We start from the raw sequence: 25,192 nt of genomic DNA on the forward strand, positions 1-25,192 counted from the left end.
CGATCTGCTTCATGGCTTGATTATACCGCTCGGAATGCCTGTCGCCAATAATTACAACGCGTCGATCGATACTTCCCTAACTGAACGAACGATCCGGTCGGCAGCGGACAAATCCTGGTTGCCCGAGTTTTCATTGAGGTAGCCGATACACGCCATCCCTGCCGTTTTCGCCGCAATGATGCCGTTCCGGGAGTCTTCAAGCACAACGCAGCGGCTCGGATCCGCTCCTAGCTGTCTGGCGGCTTCCAGATAGACGTCCGGCGCCGGCTTGCCTTGGTCCACCTCTTCCCCACTGACGACGCAGGAGAAATAAGACGCTATCCCGAACTTCGCCAGCACGGCAAGAATAAAATCCTTTGCAGACGAAGAAGCGATTCCTACCGGAATGCCGCGCCGCTTTAACTCTTCCAGCAGCTCCGGAATGCCGTCGATCGGCTCATAGGCGCTTTCCTCAAGCGCCTTGATTTTTCCTGCGAGCTGATACGCGATAATTTCATCCACCGTTTGCACTAGCGCTCGCTCGGCGCGGATGATCTTCCACATTTCCGGATTAGTCATGCCGACAAACCGTTCCAGCTCCTCCTGCGTAATTTCTCCGCCCAAATGCCGCATCGTATCGATATCGCCTGCAAAGTGCAGAGGCTCGCTGTCGATAATGACGCCGTCCATATCGAAAATAAACGCCTGTATCATGTTGAAGCTGTCCTCCATTGCATTAGTCTTATTTTGCCGGAACTATTTAAGTTGAACCAATTAAGGGAAGCCCCTTGCATTCCATTGGGTCATCTCTTCGAGGTATTATAAAATAAAGTCCCCAATCGTCCGGTACAGCAGCTCTTTCTCCACATGCTGCAGATCGTGACCGGAGTGTTCGAATAAGGCAAAGCTCGCCTCGGTGCATAAGCGTTCGTATCGCCGACAGTCCTCATCGCTGAGCAAACTGTCTTCCAGCTTTCCGCGCAACACTAGCAGCTTCTTGTTGATTCCTTTAGATAGGCGAAGCTGCGTGGATTCCCGCTCGATCCCTCTAACTGCTTCGGGACGAATATGGCGCTGTCGAGAGAACTGGACCTGGTACCTGTTTATGTAATCTTTCGCCCAGCCTTCCGGCATCGCCCTATGCTCGGCTGGATACTCCTGAAGGATGACAGACATGACTCCCGAGGAATGCTTCTCCATGTAGCCGAGCGCATAAGCCACGCCACGGGAAATCCCGTACAGATGAAATCGGTTAAGCTGCGCGTCCCCGACGACGGCCGCGATATCCGAAACGTGGTGCTGCAAGTCGTACCCGTTCTCCGGAGTATCGCTCTGACCGCGTCCTCGAAACGACAGCACTACGCATTTCCGGGGAGACAAATAGGTCATCAGCTCTACGTATTCCTCGGCGGTCTCCGATAAACCCGGACAGATAAGCAGAGGAACCGACGTATCCTGGCCGTTCGAGATGAGATAATGGATTTCAATCTTGCCATTGCTAGCTCGATGCGAACTTATATCCATGCCGCCCCTCCGCCCATCCGATAGATTAGATAGACGGCATTACATTGCCGCCGTTGACCGGAAGATATGCCCCTGTTGTAAAGCTTGCAAGATCGGATGCCAGAAAAGCGACCGCATTGGCGATTTCCTGGTCCGTGCCCCTGCGCTTTAGTGGAACGCTCTGCTCATACGATTGTTGGCGCTCGGTATGGTTCTCCCGATCTCTATCGCTGATCGTCCAGCCCGGAGCGACTTGATTCACCGTAATGCCGTGCTCGCCGATTTCCTTGGCCAGCACGCGATAGATGCCGTCCATTCCACGTTTGCCCGCCACGTACGCCGATTGCGTCGGAAAATTTTGCATCGCGCATTCCGTGTTGATACCGACAAATCTGCCCCACTTCCGCTCGATCATGCCGGGCGCGAACGCTTTGGCCAAGTAGACGCTTTGCATAACGCAAGAGTCGAACTGGCTGGCATAATCCTCCGGGGCCTGTTCTAATATGCTTGTCCACTCGTATTGGACAACCGCGTTGGCGACCACGATGTCAATCGGCGCAAGCTTGGCTTCAATCTCCCACTTCATGTCGATAATCGACTGCAGATCGGTAATGTCCGCCTTTACGATTGCCGATCTCACGCCCAAGCCGGTCAATTCCTCCTGCAGAGCAACCGCTTGAGCCTCGCTGCTGCGGTAATGAATCGCGACGTTCGCGCCGCACTGCGCCAGCGTTCGTGCCATTACCCTTCCCAATTGCCCGGTTGCTCCGGTTACGAGCGCGGTTCGTTTGCCAAGATCGATTTTCATCGTTTGTCCCCCTTCTTCATTCCACTTCATCATAGGCAACATCCTTCGCGTTGACAACAAAAAAATGGGTTTAAATATATCGATTAATCCTAATCATTCGTTTTCCGACGTTGCTCTTTTTTTCTCATATTACGTTTCCCGCTCTTCTCCAGCTAACTGTTGAAGTTCGCGGTAATATTCGAACTTGCCAGCAAGCAGCAACTGTTCGGCCAACCTCATCTGTTCTTCCTTAAGCTGCAACTCACGATAGGCGGCATATCTGATTTCTTGCCATTTTAATATCCGCCCGGCATGACCCTTGTCCAGCTCCTCACCTTCCAAAGCCAATTGTACAACACGATCGAAATCATTCTCTTGCTTATACTTGGTTATGAGCGATTCCCTGAAGGAGCTGTAGTGGAGATTAGCTACGATAAACTGCTCCGTTTCCTCCGCAGAACCATATTCCCGAAGAATACCAAGCCATATTCCGTGTAAAGCTTCACTCGTATACTTCTGATATTCTTGGCTTGCGTATGCGTGTACGAGATCTTCTATATTCGCTTTTAGCGCATTTCTTAAGGTTTCAACATCGGCAAACTGAGCACACATGCCCAGAAGAGCAACTCTGTAATCCTCCCAGTCATCGAAAGTCGTTCTTTCGCTCTCCTGCAACAGTTTCCGAAATAACCGCTCTCTCAATTCCGGCTCCCAGTTGGCATTGTCTGCTAGCGCCTCATGTAGTTGATCCACCGCTTCGTCCGCCAGCCAGCCGATGTCACCGTCGGAATCGTCCGCATACTGGAAAGCTTCTACAGCCTCAACCAGCACAAGGCACGCTATATCCGTCGTCAAAAGTACGTTTTCGGTTTCCCAGGCCTTCTCCAGCACCTCAGCTATCTCTTTCGCAAAACTGCCGACTTTCCGGTATTCTATAAAACCGCCCCTGCCCGTATATTTTTTGACGATAGCTGCGATCAATTTCTTGCATCTATCAAGCTCTTCGGCATCGCTGCCTTGAGAATATTTTAAAATGTGGCTATTTTTCAAGACGCCATCCTGCTGTGCCATCTCTACGATATCCTCAATTAATTGCTCCTTGGAGAGCGCGCTTAAGACCTCTGCCAATTTCGGATGCGTGACTGCCGGTCCTTGTATAACCTCTATGTCGCTATCGTCGTCAAGAATGTCGCGCAATTCATAATAAGCCGCAACCTCATGTTTGCAAACCGAGCCCAGGTCATACGGACAATCGCAAACAGAGCGCTCAATCCTTCCGCTCTCGTCGATTGTTATCTCTACCTCGTATACTTCGCTGCCTTCAACCTGCACAAAGTATTGATTCTTTCCCTGGCAGAGAACCTCCAGTATATTCCCTTCTATGTAGTAACCATAGCCTCTTTCCAAAATCGTGCGATCTATCTCGTTCTCAAAATGACGAATATTCATTTTTTATCACCGCTATCCTATATTAGGTTCAGTATCAACACCATGATATCACAGGCTCCGGCATGCTGTATCGCAAAAAACCTACCCCAAGTTTTTACACCAAGGGTAGGTTCTCATTTCATTTTTGAAGCCCAGCTTTTTCAAACATATTTCGCGAGCAAATTCTCGTACGCCGATTTCGGTCTGAAGCCGACCAGTTTCTCGACCGGTTGTCCGTCGCGAAACAGCAGCACCGTCGGCATCGACATGACGACATACGTCGAAGCCGTTTCCGGCGATTCGTCGCAATCGACTTCCAGCACGGTGACTTTCTCCCCGTATTCGGCCCCGATCTCGTTCATAATCGGCTTAAGCATTTTGCAGGGCGGGCACCAGACCGCTCCAAAATCGACGAGCGCCAAGCCCTGGCTCGGAAGATTTTCCGTTAAGTTCGCATCGTTAACTCGAATCATATCGCCGCTTTGCCTCCTTTGCTTGCTAATCTTTTTTCCGAATCGATCGGATTCTGTCCAGCAGGTTGGCGCGAATCTGACTAAGCTCGGCAATTTGGGCATCGATTTCCCGCAGCTTGCTTTCGTATACCGGAAGCACTTCCCGGCAGAAGGCTTCTTCATTTTTAAGCACGCAATGAAGAAAGCTCGCAATCTGCTCCGTCGTCAGCCCCAAAGCCAAATAAAGCCGGATCGTTTGTACTTGCTCCACGGCAAGGGGCGAGTATTCCCGGTAACCGTTGCTGCCGCGGACCGAGGTCAGCAGCTTCCGTTCCTCATAGTACCGGAGCGAACGTATGCTGACTCCGGTTTTAGCGGACAATTCCCCGATTTGCATGGCTGCTCCCCCTTGGCGGTCGATTCCTAACAAGCATAAACCCTGACATTGATGTCAGGGTCAAGGAAAATTTTAATCGCGTTCGTAGATCGAGCCGGAGCGGCTGGCGTAAAATTCGGCGTACACCTTCTCCGCATAAGCGTCCGTCATGCCGGAGATGTAGTCGGCGGCAAGCCGCTCCCACGGCCATTTCGCCTTCTGCGCCTCGTAGCTGGAGAGCCAATCCGGGGGAATAATCAACCGCCCGGTGTCGTAGTTTTTGAAGCTGCCCCACAGTCGTTCGATCATAACCTCGCTCCGCTTATGCAGCCTCTGCACGCGAAAATCTTTGATCAAGGTCACCCAAGCGAGCTTCTTCAATATTTCCATCGTCCGCAGCAGTCCCCAATCCCGCTGCCCCTCGCGCACGAACGTCACCTTTTTCCAGCCGCTCGCCGCATCGTCGATAATGCCGACCTCGCTGGCAAACTTTCGTACCCAGCGCGCTTTCATTTCCCGGCGGGTTCGCGACGGCTCGCGCTCGCATTCCACGTAGATCTGCGCCCATTGCTCGTAGAACTCGATCAGCACGCGCTTAACCATCGCCTCCTGATCGACGCCCTGCCAGTTGCCGGCGGAGTAGTTCGGGTCTTCCGTAATCTCCTGCAGCACGTGAGCGACAACCCGATCATCCTCGAAGAAGGCGCGATCCATCAAAATTTTCCCGGCTCGAATGCCGTCCTCCAGATCGTGGGTCGAATAAGCGATATCGTCGCACAGATCCATCAGTTGGGCTTCCAGCGTCGCGCAGCTTTCAGGCATTCCCCACGTCTGTCGAAGAAACTCGATGCCTTCCCATTCCTTGCGGTAGACGCCTTTGTTCCTCCCCGGATCGTCGATGCAGTACGGGTATTTGTTGATCGCCAGCAGCACCGCCGCTGTCAGATCCAGGCCGCTGTCGCTGCCCGCCCGCTTCTCCAGGAACATGAGGATGCGAAAATTTTGCGCGTTCCCCTCGTACTTCAGGCCGTGCTCCGCGCGGAGAAGGCGATCCAGCACCTCTTCTCCTTTATGTCCGAACGGCGGATGGCCCAGGTCATGGGCAAGCGATGCGCATTCCACGACCTCGGGATCGATCGTCAAGCCGGGATGCTCCTTCACCGCCAGGAACGGATACGACTTGCCAAGCCGCCTAGCCACTTCTCGGGCAATTTGCGACACTTCCAGGGAATGGGTCAGCCGCGTCCGGTAGTAGTCTCCCGAGCCGGCGCCGAACACTTGGGACTTTCCTTGCAGTCTACGAAAAGCCGGAGACTGAATCAGCCTCGCGTAATCTTTCTCAAACTCGTCGCGGTCGTCCCCGGAATGGATGTTCTCGGTATCGTATAATCTCATCTTTCTGACGTTCATGCGATGTCTCCCTTGCACAACTTCGTTTAGAAGTTGAAAATACTCGTCTTCTTCTCCATAAACTGATCCTGAATCAGATAGGTCCACGTTCTCGCCGGCGGCTTAAAGCCCATCCGCTCCCATTCCGCACGATCCCCGGTGCCTGAGGCATCGAGCCTCCCAAGCGCCTTAACCGTCTCCTTCTCCAGTTTATCCGGAATCTGCTCGAAGGCGTGTATGATCCGGTGATGAAATTCGTCGACCGGGTTGCGGTTCGCCAGACTTTCCAGATGGATGCCTTCGCGAATGTAGGAGACGTAAGCGAGATGATCCGCCCAAGCCTTGTCCATCAAATACAGTCGGATGTGCTTCTCCCGATCGCTCATGCCGCTGCGATCGTGCAGCACCGCTTCGCGCTGGTCATGGTGAATGCGCCGCTGCTCCTCCACCATATCCGAATACTTGTTCAGCGTCTTGCGCAGCTCGAAATTTTGCCCCATCACGACGCGCTGAATATGATCCATTTTCTTGCTGAACACCGAAGCGGACAGCTCCTCGTCCTGTTTGCCCGTCCGATAAGCGGCCGGAATCGCTTTCTCGATGCCGAACCGATTGATCAGCTCGTCCTCCAGACAGACGTAAAACCGCGAAGACCCAGGGTCTCCCTGCCTCCCGGCGCGGCCTCTCAGCTGATTGTCGATGCGCGCGCTCTCGTTCATATGCGTGCCGATGACGTACAAGCCGCCGAGCCTTGCCACTTGTTCCGCTTGGGCGGCGTCCCCCGCGCCGAGACGGATGTCAACGCCGCGTCCGGCCATGTTCGTAGACACCGTGACTGCGCCCAGTTCTCCTGCGCGCGCAATAATTTCCGCTTCCTTCTCGTCGTTCTTGGCGTTCAGGACATGGCAGCTCACGTTCGCCTTATGAAGCTCCTCCGCCAATTGATCGGATTCCTCGACGCTGCTCGTTCCGATCAGAATCGGACGTCCCGTCGCATGCACCTCCACAATCTCCTGAACGAGAGCTCTGAGCTTCGCTTCCTTATGCGTGTAGATCCGGCTCTCGTGATCGACGCGAATGCGCGGCCGATTGGGCGGAATCTGGACGACGCTTAGCGCGTACGTCTCCTCGAACTCGTCCGCAGAGTCCTGCGCCGTAGCCGTCATACCGCTAATTTTCGGGTACAGGCTGAGCAGATGCTGCAGCGTGATCGTGCCGAGAATTTTGCCCGACGACTTCGTCTCGATGCCTTCCTTCGCCTCAACGGCGGCTTGCAGGCCGTCCGGCCAATGGCGGTTTTGCGCTATGCGTCCCGTATAAGGATCGATAATTTCCAGCTTGCCGTCGCGAATGACGTAATCGACGTCGCGCTTAAGCAGCGATTCCGCATGCAATGCACAATTTAATGCCGTTAATAAATTGCTGTTATGCGCTTCGTACAGATTGCCTGTGCCAAGCCGTTTCTCCACCTTCTCCGAGCCGGATTCGGTTAGGAAAACATTGCGCTTGTTCTCGTCGAAGTCATAATCCTCGCCCAACGCCAACTCCTTGGCCAGCTTCGCCATCCGCCCCCCGTCATTGCCGCCGGAGGCCACTTCCCCGGCAATGACCAGGGGCACGCGCGCTTCGTCGATCAATAGCGAATCCGCCTCGTCTACGATCGCATAATGGAACGGACGATGCACAATGTCGTTGTTCGTCATGGCGATCGTATCCCGCAAATAATCGAACCCGGCCTGCTTGGCCGTCACATAAGTAATGTCGGCCGCATACGCCTGCCGGCGCTCCTCCGTCGTCATGTCCTCCTTGACCGAAGCGACCGTCAGCCCAAGAAACCGATAGACCGGCCCCATCCATTGCGCATCGCGTCCGGCCAAGTAATCGTTAAAGGTCAGCACATGCACGCCCTTGCCTTGCAGCGCGTTCAAATAAGCGGGCATCACCGCTGCGAGCGTCTTGCCCTCGCCGGTCTGCATCTCGACCATATTGCCGTCGTGGAGCGCCGCTGCGGCCATCATCTGCACATCGTAAGGACGCATGCCCAGCACTCGGCTCGCCGCCTCCGACGCGATGGCGAACGCTTCGACCAGAATGTCGTCCAACGCCGTTCCCGACCGCGCCTTTTCCCTTAATTTAGCCGATTCGGCCTTTAACCGATTATCGTCCCACCCCGTCAAATTCCGTTCGGAGATCGCGTTCAGCTTGTCCGTGTACGCTTTAAGTTTATGTTGAACAAACCGGCTCTTGACCTTCTGCATAAGCCTGCTGGCAAAATTCATTCAAACAATCCCTTCCGACAATTTTCGTTCTAATTTCTATTATAGGGTCATTTCGGGCGAAATCCTAGCAACCGTTCGGGTAAAACGACGAATCCGCCTTCCTTGCGCCTGTTTAATCGCATTTCTCCAACCAAATATCCTTAAAGTCGATCCAGCCTAACGAGTTCAGGCCAACGCCCTTGACCGTAGGATGGATATACATGTTGAGCTTCTTATGAAGAACGAACGTAACGTGCGCTTCCTCTCGCAATCGGTCTTCTATCGCATCCAGCAACTGGCGGCGAACGGCCGGATCGGGAGCGGCAAGCGTCTTGTCGATCTGCCGCTTCACCCACTCGCCTATGTCCGGATGAAGATGTTCCTTCAGAAAATTGCCGTTCTGCTCGTAGTTCTCGATCTCGCACACGTCCTCAACGGCGAATACGAGACAGAACAGCATCGCGTCGGCGCTTGGCAAGACGCCTTCCTTACGAATGCTGGCATGTGTCGTGAAATGGAGTTTGATATTTACTCCGAAGTCCGCGCAGCGCCGCTCGATCCAGTGGGCGTCGGACGAGTTCGAGCCGTAGGTGGAAATCACGATCTCCTCTCCGTTATACCCCGATTTGAGCAGAAGCCGCCTAGCCTCGCGCTCGTCCATCTCTTCGTTCAGATAGGGCGTTTGCAGCGTTGGCCTGAAGCCCCGTGCAGGATAGATCCGATCCTCGCCCAGATCGCGAATCATCTGCTTGCGATTGAGGAAGAGACCGAACGCCCTCCGAAAATCCATGGATTGCTGCGGTCCGTCCTTGCTTGAATTCCACATCATCAGCATGCTTCCCCTGCACAGCGCCTCAATCTTGTCCCAGCTGTCGTTCTGCCGACGATCGTACAACTTCTTGCCGTGCAGCAGTTGACGCCATTCGGCGTTCTCCGAGTGCTTGGCCGTCTCCTTGGGCATAAAGGCGATGACGACGCGATCCAAATGCGCCCGGCCGCGATAGTACTCCCGATGGGCTGCCAGCTCGCAATGATCATTCGTCAAGCTCGTCACGCGAAACGGCCCGGTCCCGGACGGCTTGCTCCAGAACGCCACGTCCTCCGCTTCTCTCGGTAAAATCGACATTCCGTTGGAGCTGGCGAACCTGGGAAAGATGACGTTGGGCTGGTTCAGCCGTACGCGAACGCCGCGGGAGCCGACGCATATCACATCCTTCACCGTCCTGACCAGCCAGCTTGAAGGCTGGTTACCGCGCAGCCTCTCGAACGTAAAGCGAACATCTTCCGCTTGCAGCTCCCTGCCATGGTGGAATCGCACGCCTTTGCGCAAGTAGAACGTCCATTCCGTCGCTTCCGGGTTGGACTCCCAATAATGGGCCAGCCCCGGCGTTAACGTCCCGGTGGAAGCGTCGTATTCGACCAGGCGGTCGTACAGCTGCCTCATCATGTGAGCATCGACCGAAAAGTAAACCTGCTTAGGGTCCAGCGTCAGAATTGGCTCGAACATCGGAAATCTCAGCGTATCCGCCATTTCATCCCCTTGAGCCGGCTCGGATTGATAGCCGAATTGATCGTTGAGCCACATAATAAAACGATCCACCGTCGTGGACTCCGCTCCGAACTCATGCAGCAGCTCGAACGCCTGCTTATATTCCCCTTTGCGGGCCATCTCCTGCGCTCTCTCGACAAGGAAGGGCTCCTTCTCCGCCAAAAAAACGATGCGCGACACGTTCCCTCTTCCTCTACCCGACCGCCACTGGATCAACCGCTCCTCGACCAGTCTGCGAATCACAATCTTCGCGTTGCGAGACGTACAGTACAGCGCGCCGGACATCTCTTCGATCGTCGCTTCGGCTTCCTCGCCGACAATCGCCCGATTTCCGAAATGATTTAATAGCATTAAATATTTTTCCGTCGATAGCGACATAACTACCTCCTAGAAAAGGGGAAGCGATTATTAAGGCAGGATCGACTAATTCCTCTTTTAACTCTAGCATAACGGGGACGGGAACAAAGGGCAATCCCGAATCTCATCTACGCTACAACAACAAGGAGCTGTCTCCTAAGTAAAAGAGTCGCACGAAAAGATGACCGATCATCTTTGACTCTCCTACTAGTGAGACAGCCCCCAGCTGTTCCTCGGTACAGGTCCGAATCGAACCCGCTATCGAATATATACGCCGCCAAATGGAAGAAGCTCCCGCAGCGTTCTCCTGACGATGCTGTCCTTATGGATCTGGTCCTCCAGAGCGCTATCGCGAAAGCCCGTCTGCATCAGAATCGGACCGGTGCCCGTCATCTCCCATTGCACGTTCATATGCTGGGTGGCCAAAGGATTGCCGTAGACGGACAGCTTAATGCTCGCATTTTCCGGGTAGGCCACAAGGGAGCCGGCTTCCACGAACAACGGAACGTATGGATCGAGCTGCAGCGGCGCGATCGACCCGGAAGACAGCAGGCCGATTCGTCCGGGCCCGGAAAATCTCATCCGTACCAGCTCCCGGGTAATCCAGGCGTTCTTGAACGTCTGCACCCTGCTTTTCATCGTCATGCCATCTGTGTAAAATAGCACATGGCGAAAATCGAACAACAAATTGCTGTCCTCCGGAATGTCGACAACCTCCATCAGGCAGCCGGGCATCATTCCGAGAATAAGGCTTGCCGGACCGCGCAGCTCCGACTTGATCAGCTTGCGCTTGCGATACATCCCCGACAGATCCATAAAGCGATCCTCGCGATGGCGCGGGTCCCCATGAAAGGCAAGCAGCGCTTTCGGGTGCAGCAGCTGCAATGTCTCCTCGCCGTCCAGATCAATGCGAACGTGTCCCAGATTCGGCGGCGCATCAACCCGCATTTCTCATCCCTCCGCGCAGCCGTTTTCTTCTCCGCCATTCGGAATAGCGCCACAGTCGGATCGACAGCACATAACCGACAACCAGCGCAACGGCCGCCCCGATCATCGTCATCCATCTGCGATACATGGCCTGCTTGTCCGCTTTGTCCTTCTCGAGCTGTTCCAGCCGATCCGTGAGCAGCGTGTTCTGCGTCCGCAGCTCCTCATTCTGCTGTCGGTACAGCTCGTTCTCTGCCCGCATCCGCTCCTGTTCGGCCGAATAGGCATCCAGCGAGGCTTCCGCCTCAGTCAGCTTTCGGCGCTGCTCCTCCAGCGAGCGGGCCGTTTCCTCATACTGCTCGCGAAGCTCGTCCACCTTGTCCGGGGCGTTATAAATGTCTCTGATCCGATCAAACATGCCTGCCTCCGCCGGCAGCGCTGGCAGCGCGACGGACAGCAGCAGCGCCAGAACGAATCCGTGTCTCAGAAGTCTGCGCCCACCCATATTTCTCCTCCTCCTAGGGCGTGTCTGCAAACCCGCTCAGGGGCACCTTTCACCGCCTTTTCGCCCCTGCTTGATCGATTCGCCAGCATTTCCCTACATTTTTCGATTATTTTCTACTATACCATATGTTGCCCGGGAAGCACGATACGAGGAAAAGACCTCGCCCGCTTTGCAGCGGAATTCGAGGCCCTTCTCTCGTTCATCGTTTATTGTAACCGCAGCTTACCGATGTTTAATGATCTCGGCAAAAGCTTTTATTTTATCTACGAAAATCCCCTTCAGTTGATCCGTTCCCTCTTTGGGCGCAGCATACGCTTTATACCCGCCAAAAGACGCTATGCAGACGGCAGCCTCTTTCAGATCCCCGGGAATGTTCCGCTCGATGATTTCTTCCGTTTCTTTCGGTTTCTCGTTGCAAATAAAGTAACCCGCTCGCTTGGTCAATAACTCGTCGTGGTTTTTTTTGATAAAGTCGCGCAGCGGTTTGTAGATTTTCCCGTCTCTTACCCCTGCGCCTAAAATAACACTCTCAAATCCTTCCAGCTTGGGCTTCTCCACTTCAACGTTACAAATCGTGCATTCCGAGAGCTCTTCCGTCAGCACCTTTACACATTGCTCGGTTGCTCCTGTTTTCGTTGCGAATAGCACCAATACCGCCACTTTAATTCCCCCCCGATATATTGGAATTGAGATCGTGAATCTGTTCCTCCAAAACCGTACATGCTTTGTCTAAAAACTGTGCAATAAGCTCAAGCTCTATATCCTCATAACTGGAAGCCAACTGGATCATCGCTGTGTGAAGAGATAAATAAATGTCGCTGACTTCTTCCTTATTTTCATATACCGGAACGAGAATCACTTTCCGACGATCGTTGGAATCAGGCTGCCTGCGGACGTAGTCGCTTTTCTCAAGTCGATCGATTAACGCCGTAACGCTGCCTGTCGTAAGCCCGGTAAATTTCGCTAGTTCGCCTGCAGTAATCGGACCCTTCTCGTGCAAAATATCAATCGCCAAAAAATCGCTGTTATTCAAGCCCAAACGGGATGCCACATTTTGCTGGTAAATCACTGTGCGAGCGCCAAGTCCGCGCATGCGCAAGGTGAGGTTCTCCTGCTGCTGCGTAGGTTGATTATGCTTGTCGTGGGGCAATCGTCTTGTCCTCCTCCGAAAATATATCTTGATTATAAAGATACTATACAATCAAGATATATGAAAAGGAGTTTTAAAGCAAGTTTCATCCCCCTGCTTCAACAGAGGAATCCTTGCGAATCAGGCATGCGGACAATAAACCGACGCCGAGAACGACGGCAAGCAGCAAAAAGGTCAGCGTATAACTCCCCAATGCCATAAATCGGATGGACAGAATCGGTCCCAGACTGGTTCCCGCAAAAAGAATAAACGTATAGACAGAAACCGCGATTCCCCGCGATTTGCCGCCCAACTGACCGATCAACGAGATCAGAGCAGGAACGGATACCGCGATTCCGGCTGCGAAAACCACGCTTGTCGCAACCATCACAACTAAATTCGAACTGAGACCAAGCGAAGCCAGTGCTGCAATCGCCGCGCCTAATCCCCAGCGAATTACGGCATGTACGCCGAATCGCTGCGTCAGCATGCCCGCAAATGGAGAAATGAGCATGCCCACAACGCCGATCGATCGGATATACAAAATATGCCGCGCATCAAGGCCAAAATCAGGCCCCGCCAAATAACTGCCCAAAACTGTGTACATACTGACAAAGGACATCAACAGCACCAAAGCGATGATGTAGCTCAACACGATGTTTTTTTGCTTGAAGAGCGATGGCATCCGTCTAATCGGATCCCAAATGTTCGCGCTGGCAGATCGGGTCTCCTCTCTCGGCAAACCGATTGCCACCAGAAGCAGAGTGGCTGCGTAAACAACGGCGAGAACAACAAACACCGTATTCCAGCCATACTGCTGATTGACTATGCCGCTGATCACCTGACCGACAATCCCTGCGACCAGAAATCCTGTACTGATAAAGCCGATTGCGGTTACCCTCCTGGCTGCAGGGAACATCTCGACGGCATAAGCAAGCGCAACGGGAGAAAAGGTAGCTGCGGCAGCGCCTTGCATGAATCTCAGAAAAACGATCCCAGTAAAACTATTTACCATTCCGAGCAATAGAGATAGAAGCACTAAAGCGACAAGTCCGATCACGATCACTCGCTTGCGTCCGTACTTCTCGGACAACGGGCCATAGATCAAGCAGCCTAAGGCAAACCCCGCCGAAAATCCGCTCCCGGCCGCAGCGGCCTGCGTTAATGAAATCCCGAAAGCATCGGCAAACACGGAGGAAAGCGGGATTGTAACATATAAACTGGACATAACGACCATTCCGGCCCAGCAAAGAATAAAAGTCATAAGAGAATAGTTTTTTGACAAATGGATACACCTCGTTATTATGCGATTTCATATAAGTTGTTCATATAAGTTGAACCAATGAAGGGAAAGCCCATTGCATTCTAAAAGGGATGGTTCAACTTGTATAGTTAGACAATCTAATTATATGTCCAAAAAAATTTTTAACGCCCCACCCCCAATCGTTTTTCAATGCCGGCATTTAGCTTCACCAGTATTTTATCCAACAGAATCGCCTCTTCTTGATCCAGATCATTCATGATTGAGGAGCAGGCAGACCAAAACGTGGGCAATACAAGGTCCAGCAGCCGCCGTCCTTCCGATGTCAGGCTGACATGAATCATTCGACGATCCTGTTCGCTTGGCTCGCGGAGAATCAAGCTTCGTTTTTCCAGCCAGTCCAGCATTGCCGTCACCGAAGCTCGTCTGATTCCCAATCTGTCCGCAAGCGAAGACGGCGAAATAAATTCTCTGCTTTCGTGAAGCTTAAGCAGCAGCAGCAAATCCAATTTGCTTTCGGTAATATCGAACGGCGCCAGCTCCACATCGACCGCATCCAGAAAATGATCGCTGAACCATAGCATTAACAGCCCTAGCCGGCCGGAGGTTCGGTTTGTCTCTCCATCGGCGGTCTTGTCCAATAATTCCAAATAAGGCGTAATCCCCAGCTTGGGCAATTGATCCAAACCGCTTTCCCTCCTGCTTTTCTTGTTCATCGTCTCACCCTGCATATAATTAGATTATCTAACTAAATCCAATATACCGGATCAGCTAGATAAATGCAACAGTCGTTTTATAGTTCCATAGACCTATAATCCTCTATTTCGAAACGTTAGGTTCTTTATGATAAAATAAAAGTCAAATCCATGTTTAGGGAGGAAAATGATATGCAGCCCATCACCCCGCATCTGTGGTTTGACAAAGGGGCGAAAGACGCCGCGGAGTTCTACTGCTCCGTTTTTCCGGACTCCCGAATCACGAGCTCGACCGTTCTGTACGACACTCCTTCGGGCGAATGCGATCTTGTGTCGTTTCTCGTCTGGGGACAACCGTTTATGGCTATCTCCGCAGGACCGTACTTCAAGATCAATCCTTCGATCTCGTTCACCGTCAATTTCGATCCTTCCCGGGAGACGAACGCAAGAGAAATGATCGACGAAGCTTGGGGCAAGCTTGCCGACGGCGGAATTGCGCTGATGCCGCTGGACAAATATCCATTCAGCGAACGATACGGCTGGATCCAGGACAAGTACGGCGTCTCCTGGCAGCTGATGCTAACCAATCCCGAAGGCGAGCCTCGCCCCCCGATTATCTCTTCCCTCCTGTTCGTGGGCGACAACTGCGGCAAGACGGAGGAAGCAAGAGAATTCTATCTGTCCTTCTTCCGCAATGCCAGACCCGGCTCGCTGTTTCGTTACGGACCCGGTATGGAGCCGGACCGCGAAGGCACCGTTATGTTCAGCGATTTTATGTTGGAGAATACCTGGTTTACGGCAATGGACAGCGCGCACTCGCACAACTTTCAATTTAACGAGGCTGTCTCCCTGTTGATCAACTGCGAGACGCAGGAGGAAATCGACTACTATTGGGACCGCCTGTCCGCGGTGCCTAATGCCGAGCAATGCGGCTGGTTGAAGGACAAATACGGAGTTTCCTGGCAAATCTCCTCCGTCCGGATGGATAAAATGTTGGCCGAAGGCACTCCGGAACAACGCAGTCGCGTTACCAAAGCGTTCATGAAAATGAAGAAGTTCGACTTGGCGGAGCTGGAGAAAGCGTATTTGTGGAATCTATAATATCGGAGGTACGTTTTGGATATCACTCAGGATTTCATTGACGACGGTTTCAAAGACTACATCATGGAAACATTTTGCGGCAATCGCGGGACGATTCTGCTCGGCGATGTAGATCGAGTAGAGTCGTTGCAGCTTGCCAATCACCAATATTCAAGCTTAAAAGGAATCGAGCATTTTGCCTCCCTGGAGGAACTGGATTGCTCTTTCAATAGCTTGACGGAACTTGATCTTAGCCGCAATCGCCTTCTGAAGACGCTCGATTGCGCTGCAAACCAATTAACCTCGCTCGATACGGCCAATCATCCGAACTTGGAAAAGCTGTCTTGCAGATACAACGCGCTGACTCGGCTGGATACAAGCCGCAATCCGCTCTTGAAAGAGCTCGACTGCAACAAGAACGAAATTGCTTCCTTAAGTTTGAAGGACAATGCCCTATTGGAAACGATCGATTGCGGGTTTAACCGGATCCGGAATCTTGATGTACGTCACAACGTTATGCTCGTCAAGCTGATCTGTTATTGGAATATCCTTTCGGAATTGAACGTAGAGCAAAACGTAAATTTGCAGGAGCTTACCTGCGGTTACAATTCCCTGTTTGATTTGAACCTGAGTCATAACCTCCGGCTTGCCCGGCTGGATTGCGGGAACAATTATTTAATCGGCCTGGATGAAACGACCTGTGCGGAATTGTCGGATATCCGCTGCAATAACAATCATCTCAAACATTTGGACATAAGCGGGAATACGGTACTGCGGGGATTAAGATGCTTCAACAATCATATCGCGAGCTTGGATCTCAGCCATAATGCGCATTTGGTCGAACTTTTTTGCTCGGAGAACAAAATAACGAAGCTGGATACCGCCCATAACCCCAAGCTGAAGCAGTTGAATTATGCCGATAATCTGATTGTCGAACCGGATCATGCGGTCAAAGGGGTTGGAGTTTTTCAATACGATGTTTCGATGTCTTCCTATGCTTCTACGCTGAGCTACGGAGGGCATGAGCTTTCGGTTAGAACGGAAGCGGCCACCAAAGCCGATATGAAACGATTGTCTTCTGTCATCAGGAACGCGTGGGAACACTTGGACGAATTAATCGGCAGCGCGCTTGGTCTGATTGCCGAAGCTCATCCCGACGAAGATGTGAATGAGCTGGTATTGTCCGAGCTTGAATTTAGTGTGGATAGCTCCTTTCGATTAGGCTACGATGCAGGCGATACTCCGGCCGGTAATCTGTATATTTACGTCGCTTTTGATAAACAGCTGAAAATAGACAGCGAGCTCGTGTATGAAACGTATTGATTGATTCGGGGGCGCTGTCTCATAAGTAAAAAGTCGTACGAAAGAAGGAATGGCGTCGTGCATGTATGGGACAGCACCCCCGTTGTTTATTTAAGGTAAACGGTTAATAGATGGTCGGCACCATTCCCCCGTCCATACGGATTGGAGATCCCTTAAATGCGGATGAAAGAGGACTGCATACGAACGTGGCCAGTCTGCCTATCTCATTGGGCTTGATAAATCGTTGGATTTCGGACTGAGGCAGGTTGGCAGCCATGAACCGTTGCTCTTTCTCGGCAAATGTCATCTCTTCGTGCGGGTAGATGCCGTCTATAATTTGCTGCACGTTCTCGGAGAGAGTCGGTCCCGGCATAATCGTATTAACGGTGACCTCGGTTCCTCTCGTCAGCTTGGACAAGCTTTTGGACAACGAAAGCAGCATCGATTTCGTCATGGCATATTGAGGCATCTGCCCGGAAGGCATTACGGCTTCTTCGCTCGCGATAAAAACAATGCGGCCATAATCGCTTTTCAACATTTTCGGCAAGTAAAATTTGGATAATCCGTTAGCGGCAAGAACGTTTGTGCGAAAGTATTTTTCCCATACCTCGTCCTCCACGTCCTCATATGACATGATCTCGTATGTCCCCATATTGTTAATCAAGATATCGACTTGCGGGAATTTCTCGAACAACGCTTCTCTTTGTTTGGCGTCCACCAGATTAGCTGCGGCATTCTGCGGGCAGGTAGACGGAAATAACGACTTGATTTCATGAACGGTGCGATCTGCCTCTTCCGCGTTACGGCCGTTAATGAGAACATTAACGCCTTCTCTGGCTAGCTCGATGGCAATCGCTTTGCCGATGCCTTTCGTAGAGCCGGTTACTAATGCCGTTCTAGCGGTTAATCCCATATCCATCTTTCATGTCTCCTTGCTGTTTGGATAGAGATTAGTTTATCCGTTCAGACCGGCCCGGTAACTAGCTCGCTGCGCCAAACTTCATGCCTAACGCGCCAATTGGCAGGGGTATCCCTCTCCCAGAGGCGAAAAGCGCGGTAGAAGGAATTCTGATCCTCATAGCCGACGAGAAAAGCGATTTCTTTAATATCGAGCGAAGGATCCGCCAAATACGAAAGAGCCTGCTCGTGCCTAGCTTGCGCCAATAAATGCTTAAAGCTTGTACCCTCGTCCCTGAGCCGACGCTGCAGCGTACGATCGCTCATTCCCAATTCGCTTGCGACGATCCGGATGTCGGGCCGCCCTCCTACCAAGTTCCTCTTCTGAAGCTGCTTGACCGCTTCACATAGCGAGCGGCTGCGGAGATGCTCGTCCAACGCCCGGTCCAGAGCGGGAGTCAGCATTTCCAACAGTTCGGCGTTGTAAGAAACAAAGGGACGATCCAGGTCTTGAAGGAAGGTTGTTGAATAAGAGATGTCGGCAGTTGCGCTTGCCGGGCTATGTCCCGTGCCTCTATCCCTAATCGGCGCAAGCTGGACCAGAACCCGGGGGCGAGTTGAATCCGCTCGACGGTTGGGGAAATCATAGCTGTAATCCTCCATCTTCGTTCTGTTGCGGTTTATTGTTGTTCAACAATCCCGCTTTCAACGATAATTTTACCGGCCGAATAATTCTCCGCATAGAAGTAATATACACCATCTTCGTCTGCCGTGACGGTATAGGCGAAGCTTTTCTCCTTGCTATGGAAGCCTTTGATCAGCTCTCCGTTATGGATAAATCCGAGCTCCATATACTCGCCGTTCGGATCCGAATAGCTATTCGTCGTCAGATCCAGATTAAACTCGATCGACAGCTTATCGCCTTTTTTCAACTCCCACCCTGCACCCTTCTCTTTCGTAAAAATGACCAGATCTCCATTGCCGGTAAGAAGCTGCGGAATAAGAAACAAACTGTCTTTCTCCTCCAGCTCAATGTTAGTGACGGAGCCGGCGTTAAGGGTCTGTAGTTGACCTTCACGAATGATATTGCTGTTAAGACTACGTTTATTAACGTCATTAATCGATGGCGCGGCAGGCGCCTCCGTCATTGAAGCATAGTCGGGCATTTCAGCAAGATGCCTGTTTTCGTCGTTTAATACGATCGCGCCGAACAATTTGCCGCCGGTAGCCGCATTTGCGCCAATGGCCGCCGCTAACATAGCCACTATAGCTACGGAGATTACGGCAAACCTCCGAGAGGTTTTCTTAGGGGAGATTTTATGTAGAACGATTTTCCGAATTTTGTCCTTATCGATAGTCGGATCTTCTTCGATCTGGAGGTCATCCGCATTCATACGCGCATGCTCAAACATTTCGGATATTCTTATTTTCATCGTAGCCGCCTCCATCTCTAAGTACTTGTCTCAAATAGTCGCGTCCCCGCGAAAGCCTGCTTCTAACGGTGGATTCATTCATTTGCAATTGTTCGGCTATATCGGCGGTCCTCTCCATCAAGAAGTAATAACGAACGAAAATATTCCGATCCAGCTCGCTCATCAACGACAACGCCCATTCGAGAAAATACTTTTGTTCCGATTCGGCGAACGCGCTCGTTGAATCCTCCACGATCAAGATATCGTCATCAAGCGGATACATACGAGGAGCGTGCTCTCGCAACTTTTTGAGGGACTGATTTCTTGCGATAGCGGCAAGGTAGGATTTTATTGTTTTACTGTCTTCGCGAATCTGTCCGGCATGCGTCCACAGCAATACGAATACGTCCGAAACGACTTCCTCGACGTCTTCGTTTTTCATCTGACTCCCGATCACGTTTCTAACGATTTTGCTTACATAACCCGCATACATGTCAATAAGACGCTCCAATGCGGATTGTTTCCCTTGTTTTAATTGTTGCAGTAGGGTCGCTTCTAACAACTTATCTCCTCCTAACGGCCGCTACCTATAAATATCCAGTTTCTCTCTCATTTGTTGCATTAGGATCTGTGGATACGAAAAAAAGTGCATATATCTCCTCCCGGAGAAGGCCTCATACGCTCCTGAAATCACCTATTACGGATTTACCCATTCGGTCTTCAGGATTGTATAGCCTCGGAAGAGATAAATGCACTTCTAACCTTGTTATCGATCACCTTTAGAGCAACTGGTTGCTTATCATGCTAATCGGCCGGATTGATCAGAGCCAACACCTGATGATCCTCCCATACCCCGTTTATTTTTACGTTGCTGCGCGAGATCCCCTCTTTATGGAAGCCGGCATTTTCCAGCACGCGGATCGATCCGGGATTTCGCGGGGAGGCTTCTCCCACGATTCGGTGAAACTTCAGCTTTTCGAAGGCATAACGAACTACCAGTTTTACGGCCTCGGTCATATAGCCTTTGCCGTTGTAGGCCTGATCCAGACTGTATCCGACCATGCAGCTCTGCAGGACTCCTCGCATCACGAAGTTCAGATCCACATTCCCGATAATCCGCTCATCCTCTTTGTGGCAAATGACGAAGGAATATCTCCGATCCTCCTTGCGATCCACCTGGCTCTTGACGATCGCTTGAAGCTGGTGCTCCTTCGTATAAAATTCATCCGGACAACCGGGCGAAAACCTCTCGAAGAACTCCCTGTTGCGTTTGTACAAGTCTGCCAATTCCGCTGCGTCCGTCTCCTCAGGAAATCGAATATAGATCTGCTGCTCCGACATCGTGTCACCTCCTATAATACCAATTATAGTTTGCCGAAGCTTCGCGCCGAGCCTTGCCATTCTTGACATCGGCTAGCGTAAAATGCCCTTTTCCTTCGCCTGGCGGTGCCAGCCCGGGAACTCGTTGAATATCCGATCGTACAGCTCCTCATCGGTGACTTTGTCCAGATCGCTAAGCGCAAAAAAATCGGCATTGTCGATGAACCGTCCCTGCAAATTGTCAAGCTCCTCCAATACGCCGAAGCTTGCGTTCCCAAGGCCGACGAACTGCCAGAAAATGCTCGTCTTCGAGCTTTCGATAAGCAGCTTGGATATTTTCTTCGTCTCGTAAATGCCGCCATCGCTGAAGAAAATGACATACGTCGGAAGAATGTCGCTCGGCTCCTCTTTCGTATACTTTTTGATCACGTCCGCCATCACGACCGGCTCGTTATTGCCGGCGCCCAGCCCGCCGAACACTCTCGGTGACGGATAGGTTTTCTTGACGTAATCCTCGTAATCGTTCTCAGTGACGCTAGGCGTCCTTTTCGACTTGCTGCCAAAAAACCATACGTCCATCACGCCGTCGTCGTCCATGCAGGCCGCTATTGCCAGCACCTTCTCGAACGCTCGCTGTACGGTCCCTTTCTGATACAGTGACATCATGGAGCCGGAAGCGTCGAATACGACTGCGACTCGCGCCTTAATCGTATCCATTCTCTTTTTCTCCAACGAGATTTGGACCTTTTTCTTCAACAGATCGATTTTGGTCAAGTTGACCTTCGTTTCCGGCGGATTCGACTGGACCGGAGCCGGATCGGCGACAGGCGTCGGACTGGAGGTCTGCGCAGACGGGCTCGCGGAGGACGATGCCGCGACTTCCGGCGCAGCTTCCGTTTCCGGCTCGTCGACGACTACGCCATGTGACTCCGCAAGCGGCTTCAGCCCGCCGTTAAAGCCGCGGCCGATCGCCCTAAGCTTGAACCAGCCTCCATGCCGATACAATTCGACCAGCACCAGCGTCTTCTCCGCTTTGCCCTCATTGCAATCGTACGCAATCTCTGAACCCGAGACATTGGCCGTAATTTTGCAGCCCTGCACCTCGGAGAACGTACCTGGTCCGTCAAGCGTTGCCGCGAACACGCATTTTTGAATCGGGGAAGACATCAGTCCGTTCAGGTCGATTGTAAATTTTACCGAAGTGGGATTTTGGGGTTCAAAACGAACGTGACGCCCCGGGTCTTCCGCTTGATTATAAAAAATAAAATAATGATCCGACGGGACCTTGCCCTGCTCGTTCACCATAAAACAGCTTACGTCCAGCTCGGCCGGCGAGCTTGTCCATTCCACCGTAAGTTCCAGCAAGGACTCGTTTGGCAAGGGCGCGTTAGAGCCTGTAATCAGCTTTGTCGAATTCGACATATGATGGCCTCCTCAACCTATGTACTCGTATTCTCGTATAAAATTGGCTGCAACCTTTCGGCGGAACGTGCCGTCCGTATAACATGTCAAGAAGATTACTTCTTAGAAATGACAGAACAAGGAGAGAAATCCCATGAAAAAAACCGCTGCATCGTTTCTTCTCGTTACCGCGTTGCTTGGCATGCTCTTGACGGCTTGCTCGGGCAAATCCAATAATAACGTTGAATCTCCAAGTCCGACTAGCACGCCGACTGCCAGCGAAAGCTCCAATCCAAGCCCCTCCTCCGAACCGGGTCAAACTGAAGAGCCGGAGCAAACCGAAAAGCCGGATGAAAAGACGGAAGAGTCGTCTACAGACAAAATTGTCAATCAAATGCTGAAAAAGATTGAGCAACCGAGCTTGTTCGATCTGACGGAGGAAACGCTCAAGGATTACTATGATATCGACCGCGAGCTGATCGAGGAGTTTACGATTAAAACTCCGGCTATCAACCTTATCTCCAACGAGATTGCAGTTGTTAAAGTCAAGGACGCCAAAAACATCGACGCGATCAAGAAGAGCATGGAGCAGCGCGCAAAGGACGTTCAGAAGATGTTTGAGCAATACTTGCCCGAACCGTACAAGAATGCGCAAAATTATAAAATCGCCGTTGAAGGCGACTACGTTCTGTTCCTCATCTCAGAGAGCGCCGACGATCTGGTGAAAGCCTTTAAGAATGCAGTTGTCTGAGTCTACTAAATGATAGCATATTTCCCGGAAGGGGGAAAACCAGTTGACAAAATCCCGCTAAAGAAAAAGGGTGTCCCATAAGTCATTGACTGGGGACACCCTCTATTTACTGCTTGTCGATTAATATTTTGAGGGGCATGTGTCTCTTTACGGTTGCTGTTGTGGTCGTGAGAATCTGAATGGGTAAACTCGCTGCAAGGAGATTTCACGCACACAAAGGCAAACGCTCCGCTCCTCCAAGAGACACATGCCCCTTTTTCCTCATCGTCAACTTGTCAAAATCCGCATCAGGAAATTTGTACCATTCAATATACCATGGATCAACTCTGCTTACCAATGGATTTGGAGGAAGACATCCCCGCTAACCACCTCGTTCGCGTGGTAAACGCCGCCGTTAATCGACTAGACGACACCGTATTCGAAGCGGCTTATCAAGGAGGCGGACGAAACAGCTCTCACCCGAAGATGCTTACCAAAATTAAAGCATAAAGCCAAGCTTCAGGGGAAAGATGCGGGGTTATGGTGGCGAAGAGAATTACAACTATCTAGAGCAGAACGAAGTCGAAGCCATCGTCAAATACAGCACGTACCATCGAGAAAAAAGCAGGGCCTGGCAAAAGGACATCGGCAAGATCGACAACTGGACCTATAACCGTGAACAAGATACGTGGACGTGTGCGGCGGGACAAACGCTTCATTTCCGACGCATGAGCAAGGAGAAAACGGAAAGTGGATATGAAATTGAATATCGCCATTCCCGAAGTGCCGGTTGTGAAAACTGTCTACTGAAACCATAGTGTACGAAAGCCAAAGGTGATCGTGAGATTAAAATGAGCATGAAGTATTTGCGGCTAAAGAACCAAGCCCGACAAAGACTTCGAAGCGAAGAAGGCTATGCGCCGGCCGTAAGACGCATGATTGAGCCGGAGCCTGTGTTTGGTGCGTTGAAGAACAACCGAGGGTTTAAGAGATTTCTGCTCCGAGGCTTGCCTAAAGTAAGCCTGGAGGTCGGGTGGCTTTTCCTTGCCCACAACTTGCTCAAGAAAGCCAATATAGACGCAAAAAAGCCAAGGAGCTAAACGCAAACAAACCGCTTAGCTTCTTGGCTTCTTCAAATACCATCCTATTTTGTTGCAGAAGGTGTACAAAAAGGTTACTTTTGGGATCCCTCTTTCTTCTCAGAGCGAAGTTCCTTTCATTCCATCCGTCGAGCCAACTTGACGCTTCGAATCGGAGGACAAAGAGCGTCGCTCCAAGGCTACCACGGTCATCGCCATGGCTAGAGCGGCGCAGATGCTGTACATAGTCGAATAGGACATCCAATCGGCGATTGGTCCCATCAATACGCTTCCCATCGATACACCTAGATCGGCGGTTGCGACAAACAGACCGATCAATATGTTGCGGCTGCCCTCAGGCAGCACAAAGCTAAGATAGGTCATCAAAGCTGGATACAGCAGCGCTTGGGCGATTCCCGTCAGCAGGGCTCCCGTATAGAAAACGGCCGCCGGTAAGGCTGTCGCCATGCTGACACACAGACAGGCGACTGCCAGCAGCGCCATCGCCCCTGCCGTAATCCGGGTCGGCCACTTGCCGTCGGACGGAATGAGCTTGCGTAAACCGAATCGAGTGCCTACGACGACAAAGGCTTGGATTGTCAAAAACACGGCGGTGCTTGCAGCCGGAATTTGCGCTGTATACAGCGGGACAAACGTAGACATTGCACCGAAGATGAGCGAAGCGCTTAGCATCAGCAGTCCTGACTTGAATAGATGCGGATTGCGCACAAACTGTCCAAGCGACCCCCTCATGCCGATGCCCGCACCTTCCGCTTCTGTGGACGTTTTCTCTCCACCGGGCTTTCGATCTATTCTCGCCGTATAGCCAACTATTCCGGTCAATATCGCCAGGACGACCATCGCGATCGTAAAATGATGCCACTCTCCCGTTTGCCAGATGCCAACTGCAACCAGCGGACCGAAGATGCCGGGCAAGTAGGCACACAAAGAATACATCGAAATGCCTTGGGAGCGGTCTTTGTCAGGCAAGGCGTCGATAATGCCAAGCTGTAGCGCCATGGAGAAAAAGGCGGTACAGGCTCCCTGCATCATCCGCGCAACCAGATATCCCTCAATTCCGGTCATCGTATAAAGAATAAGCGCACAGCCATTAACGACGAGCAGTATGCGCAAGACTTTGATCGGACCGAAGCGCTGTATCCAACCTCCTGCCCACGGACGGAGAAGCATCGTCGTGAACAGGTATGCGCCCATGATGATGCCGATTGTCGAATTATCGGCGCCGAGCGTCTTTCCTTCTAGCGGTATGATCACGTTCAGAATCGAATTGGCACTGAAGTATAGCAACGTGAGCAGATATAGACGCAAAAACGGCCAAGACAGTGCCCCCACGTTCTCGCTCCTTCCTGGACGGC

At 51.8% G+C, this 25,192-nt stretch carries 26 protein-coding genes and 1 pseudogene; 5 read left to right on the forward strand and 22 right to left on the reverse strand.

Translation table 11 applies throughout. From position 1 onward, the window contains the following. Window positions 1–51: 51 nt before the first annotated feature. From J4772_RS14115 to J4772_RS14185, 15 genes are all read right to left on the reverse strand, one after another. On the reverse strand, window positions 52–693 hold the full coding sequence (locus J4772_RS14115) for an HAD family hydrolase (RefSeq protein ID WP_209075703.1): 642 nt from the start codon (window positions 691–693) through the stop codon (window positions 52–54). A gap of 105 nt (window positions 694–798) precedes the next feature. Further along, window positions 799–1,503, reverse strand: coding sequence for an alpha/beta fold hydrolase (locus tag J4772_RS14120; RefSeq protein ID WP_209075704.1), 705 nt, complete (start codon window positions 1,501–1,503; stop codon window positions 799–801). A 25-nt stretch (window positions 1,504–1,528) separates the two neighbouring features. After that, the gene (locus J4772_RS14125; protein WP_209077147.1) at window positions 1,529–2,290 is read right to left on the reverse strand and encodes an SDR family NAD(P)-dependent oxidoreductase; all 762 of its coding nucleotides are present in this window, start codon (window positions 2,288–2,290) and stop codon (window positions 1,529–1,531) included. A 129-nt stretch (window positions 2,291–2,419) separates the two neighbouring features. Further along, window positions 2,420–3,718 carry an SWIM zinc finger family protein gene (locus J4772_RS14130; protein ID WP_209075705.1) on the reverse strand — a complete coding sequence of 433 codons (1,299 nt, stop codon included), beginning with the start codon at window positions 3,716–3,718 and terminating at the stop codon, window positions 2,420–2,422. Window positions 3,719–3,858: 140 nt separating this feature from the next. Next, the gene (gene trxA / locus J4772_RS14135; RefSeq protein WP_209075706.1) at window positions 3,859–4,170 is read right to left on the reverse strand and encodes a thioredoxin; all 312 of its coding nucleotides are present in this window, start codon (window positions 4,168–4,170) and stop codon (window positions 3,859–3,861) included. Between the two features lie 25 nt (window positions 4,171–4,195). After that, window positions 4,196–4,546: a MerR family transcriptional regulator gene (locus tag J4772_RS14140; protein WP_116064082.1), complete on the reverse strand. Its 351-nt coding sequence runs from the start codon at window positions 4,544–4,546 to the stop codon at window positions 4,196–4,198. 72 nt (window positions 4,547–4,618) lie between these two features. Beyond that, window positions 4,619–5,935 carry a deoxyguanosinetriphosphate triphosphohydrolase family protein gene (locus tag J4772_RS14145; protein WP_116064083.1) on the reverse strand — a complete coding sequence of 439 codons (1,317 nt, stop codon included), beginning with the start codon at window positions 5,933–5,935 and terminating at the stop codon, window positions 4,619–4,621. Between the two features lie 26 nt (window positions 5,936–5,961). Then, window positions 5,962–8,193, reverse strand: a complete 2,232-nt coding sequence (gene secA2 / locus J4772_RS14150) for an accessory Sec system translocase SecA2 (RefSeq protein ID WP_209075707.1) — start codon at window positions 8,191–8,193, stop codon at window positions 5,962–5,964. Window positions 8,194–8,305: 112 nt separating this feature from the next. Continuing rightward, window positions 8,306–10,099: an ABC transporter substrate-binding protein gene (locus tag J4772_RS14155; RefSeq protein ID WP_209075708.1), complete on the reverse strand. Its 1,794-nt coding sequence runs from the start codon at window positions 10,097–10,099 to the stop codon at window positions 8,306–8,308. A 237-nt stretch (window positions 10,100–10,336) separates the two neighbouring features. After that, window positions 10,337–11,026: an AIM24 family protein gene (locus tag J4772_RS14160; protein ID WP_209075709.1), complete on the reverse strand. Its 690-nt coding sequence runs from the start codon at window positions 11,024–11,026 to the stop codon at window positions 10,337–10,339. Continuing rightward, window positions 11,016–11,510 carry an SH3 domain-containing protein gene (locus J4772_RS14165; protein WP_116064087.1) on the reverse strand — a complete coding sequence of 165 codons (495 nt, stop codon included), beginning with the start codon at window positions 11,508–11,510 and terminating at the stop codon, window positions 11,016–11,018. The genes J4772_RS14160 and J4772_RS14165 overlap by 11 nt, the downstream gene beginning before the upstream one ends. 222 nt (window positions 11,511–11,732) lie before the next feature. Beyond that, window positions 11,733–12,170, reverse strand: coding sequence for a flavodoxin domain-containing protein (locus tag J4772_RS14170; RefSeq protein ID WP_209075710.1), 438 nt, complete (start codon window positions 12,168–12,170; stop codon window positions 11,733–11,735). Window position 12,171: 1 nt separating this feature from the next. Next, window positions 12,172–12,660 (reverse strand): MarR family winged helix-turn-helix transcriptional regulator, encoded by a 489-nt coding sequence (locus J4772_RS14175; RefSeq protein ID WP_209075711.1) that lies wholly within the window; start codon window positions 12,658–12,660, stop codon window positions 12,172–12,174. An 85-nt stretch (window positions 12,661–12,745) separates the two neighbouring features. Continuing rightward, window positions 12,746–13,903 carry an MFS transporter gene (locus J4772_RS14180; RefSeq protein WP_209077150.1) on the reverse strand — a complete coding sequence of 386 codons (1,158 nt, stop codon included), beginning with the start codon at window positions 13,901–13,903 and terminating at the stop codon, window positions 12,746–12,748. Window positions 13,904–14,064: 161 nt separating this feature from the next. Next, the gene (locus tag J4772_RS14185) at window positions 14,065–14,616 is read right to left on the reverse strand and encodes a MarR family winged helix-turn-helix transcriptional regulator (RefSeq protein WP_209075712.1); all 552 of its coding nucleotides are present in this window, start codon (window positions 14,614–14,616) and stop codon (window positions 14,065–14,067) included. A 171-nt stretch (window positions 14,617–14,787) separates the two neighbouring features. Between J4772_RS14185 and J4772_RS14190 the strand changes: the two genes are divergently transcribed. After that, the gene (locus J4772_RS14190) at window positions 14,788–15,696 is read left to right on the forward strand and encodes a VOC family protein (protein ID WP_247741095.1); all 909 of its coding nucleotides are present in this window, start codon (window positions 14,788–14,790) and stop codon (window positions 15,694–15,696) included. A gap of 15 nt (window positions 15,697–15,711) precedes the next feature. After that, entirely contained in the window at window positions 15,712–16,998 is a 1,287-nt protein-coding gene (locus J4772_RS14195) for a leucine-rich repeat domain-containing protein (protein WP_209075714.1), read from the forward strand. A 103-nt stretch (window positions 16,999–17,101) separates the two neighbouring features. Here the strand turns inward: J4772_RS14195 and J4772_RS14200 are convergent, their stop codons facing one another. The 6 genes and pseudogenes from J4772_RS14200 to J4772_RS14225 form a co-directional block, all read right to left on the reverse strand. Then, entirely contained in the window at window positions 17,102–17,896 is a 795-nt protein-coding gene (locus tag J4772_RS14200; protein WP_209075715.1) for an SDR family NAD(P)-dependent oxidoreductase, read from the reverse strand. Between the two features lie 44 nt (window positions 17,897–17,940). Continuing rightward, window positions 17,941–18,387: pseudogene (locus J4772_RS14205) on the reverse strand (helix-turn-helix transcriptional regulator); the annotation flags it as partial. A 167-nt stretch (window positions 18,388–18,554) separates the two neighbouring features. Beyond that, the gene (locus tag J4772_RS14210; protein ID WP_209075717.1) at window positions 18,555–19,307 is read right to left on the reverse strand and encodes a hypothetical protein; all 753 of its coding nucleotides are present in this window, start codon (window positions 19,305–19,307) and stop codon (window positions 18,555–18,557) included. Next, the gene (locus tag J4772_RS14215; RefSeq protein ID WP_209075718.1) at window positions 19,279–19,848 is read right to left on the reverse strand and encodes a sigma-70 family RNA polymerase sigma factor; all 570 of its coding nucleotides are present in this window, start codon (window positions 19,846–19,848) and stop codon (window positions 19,279–19,281) included. Before J4772_RS14215 ends, J4772_RS14210 begins: the two co-directional genes overlap by 29 nt. A gap of 242 nt (window positions 19,849–20,090) precedes the next feature. Beyond that, the gene (locus J4772_RS14220) at window positions 20,091–20,627 is read right to left on the reverse strand and encodes a GNAT family N-acetyltransferase (RefSeq protein WP_209075719.1); all 537 of its coding nucleotides are present in this window, start codon (window positions 20,625–20,627) and stop codon (window positions 20,091–20,093) included. A 72-nt stretch (window positions 20,628–20,699) separates the two neighbouring features. Continuing rightward, a complete protein-coding gene (locus J4772_RS14225) occupies window positions 20,700–22,028 on the reverse strand; it encodes a vWA domain-containing protein (protein ID WP_209075720.1) in 1,329 nt (442 codons plus the stop codon). A gap of 133 nt (window positions 22,029–22,161) precedes the next feature. Here J4772_RS14225 and J4772_RS14230 point away from each other — a divergent pair, with 133 nt between their 5' ends. The 3 genes from J4772_RS14230 (at window position 22,162) to J4772_RS37015 (ending at window position 23,837) form a co-directional block, all read left to right on the forward strand. After that, window positions 22,162–22,758, forward strand: a complete 597-nt coding sequence (locus J4772_RS14230) for a DUF4358 domain-containing protein (RefSeq protein WP_209075721.1) — start codon at window positions 22,162–22,164, stop codon at window positions 22,756–22,758. A gap of 509 nt (window positions 22,759–23,267) precedes the next feature. After that, window positions 23,268–23,555 carry a hypothetical protein gene (locus J4772_RS37010; RefSeq protein WP_247741096.1) on the forward strand — a complete coding sequence of 96 codons (288 nt, stop codon included), beginning with the start codon at window positions 23,268–23,270 and terminating at the stop codon, window positions 23,553–23,555. A 39-nt stretch (window positions 23,556–23,594) separates the two neighbouring features. Further along, on the forward strand, window positions 23,595–23,837 hold the full coding sequence (locus tag J4772_RS37015; RefSeq protein WP_247741097.1) for a transposase: 243 nt from the start codon (window positions 23,595–23,597) through the stop codon (window positions 23,835–23,837). 99 nt (window positions 23,838–23,936) lie between these two features. On the opposite strand, the gene J4772_RS14240 is transcribed toward J4772_RS37015, so the two are convergent. Beyond that, window positions 23,937–25,169: a staphylopine family metallophore export MFS transporter CntE gene (locus J4772_RS14240; protein WP_209075722.1), complete on the reverse strand. Its 1,233-nt coding sequence runs from the start codon at window positions 25,167–25,169 to the stop codon at window positions 23,937–23,939. Window positions 25,170–25,192 lie beyond the last annotated feature (23 nt).

The sequence above is a fragment of the Cohnella sp. LGH genome, from assembly GCF_017671885.1.
Taxonomy (GTDB): domain Bacteria; phylum Bacillota; class Bacilli; order Paenibacillales; family Paenibacillaceae; genus Cohnella; species Cohnella phaseoli.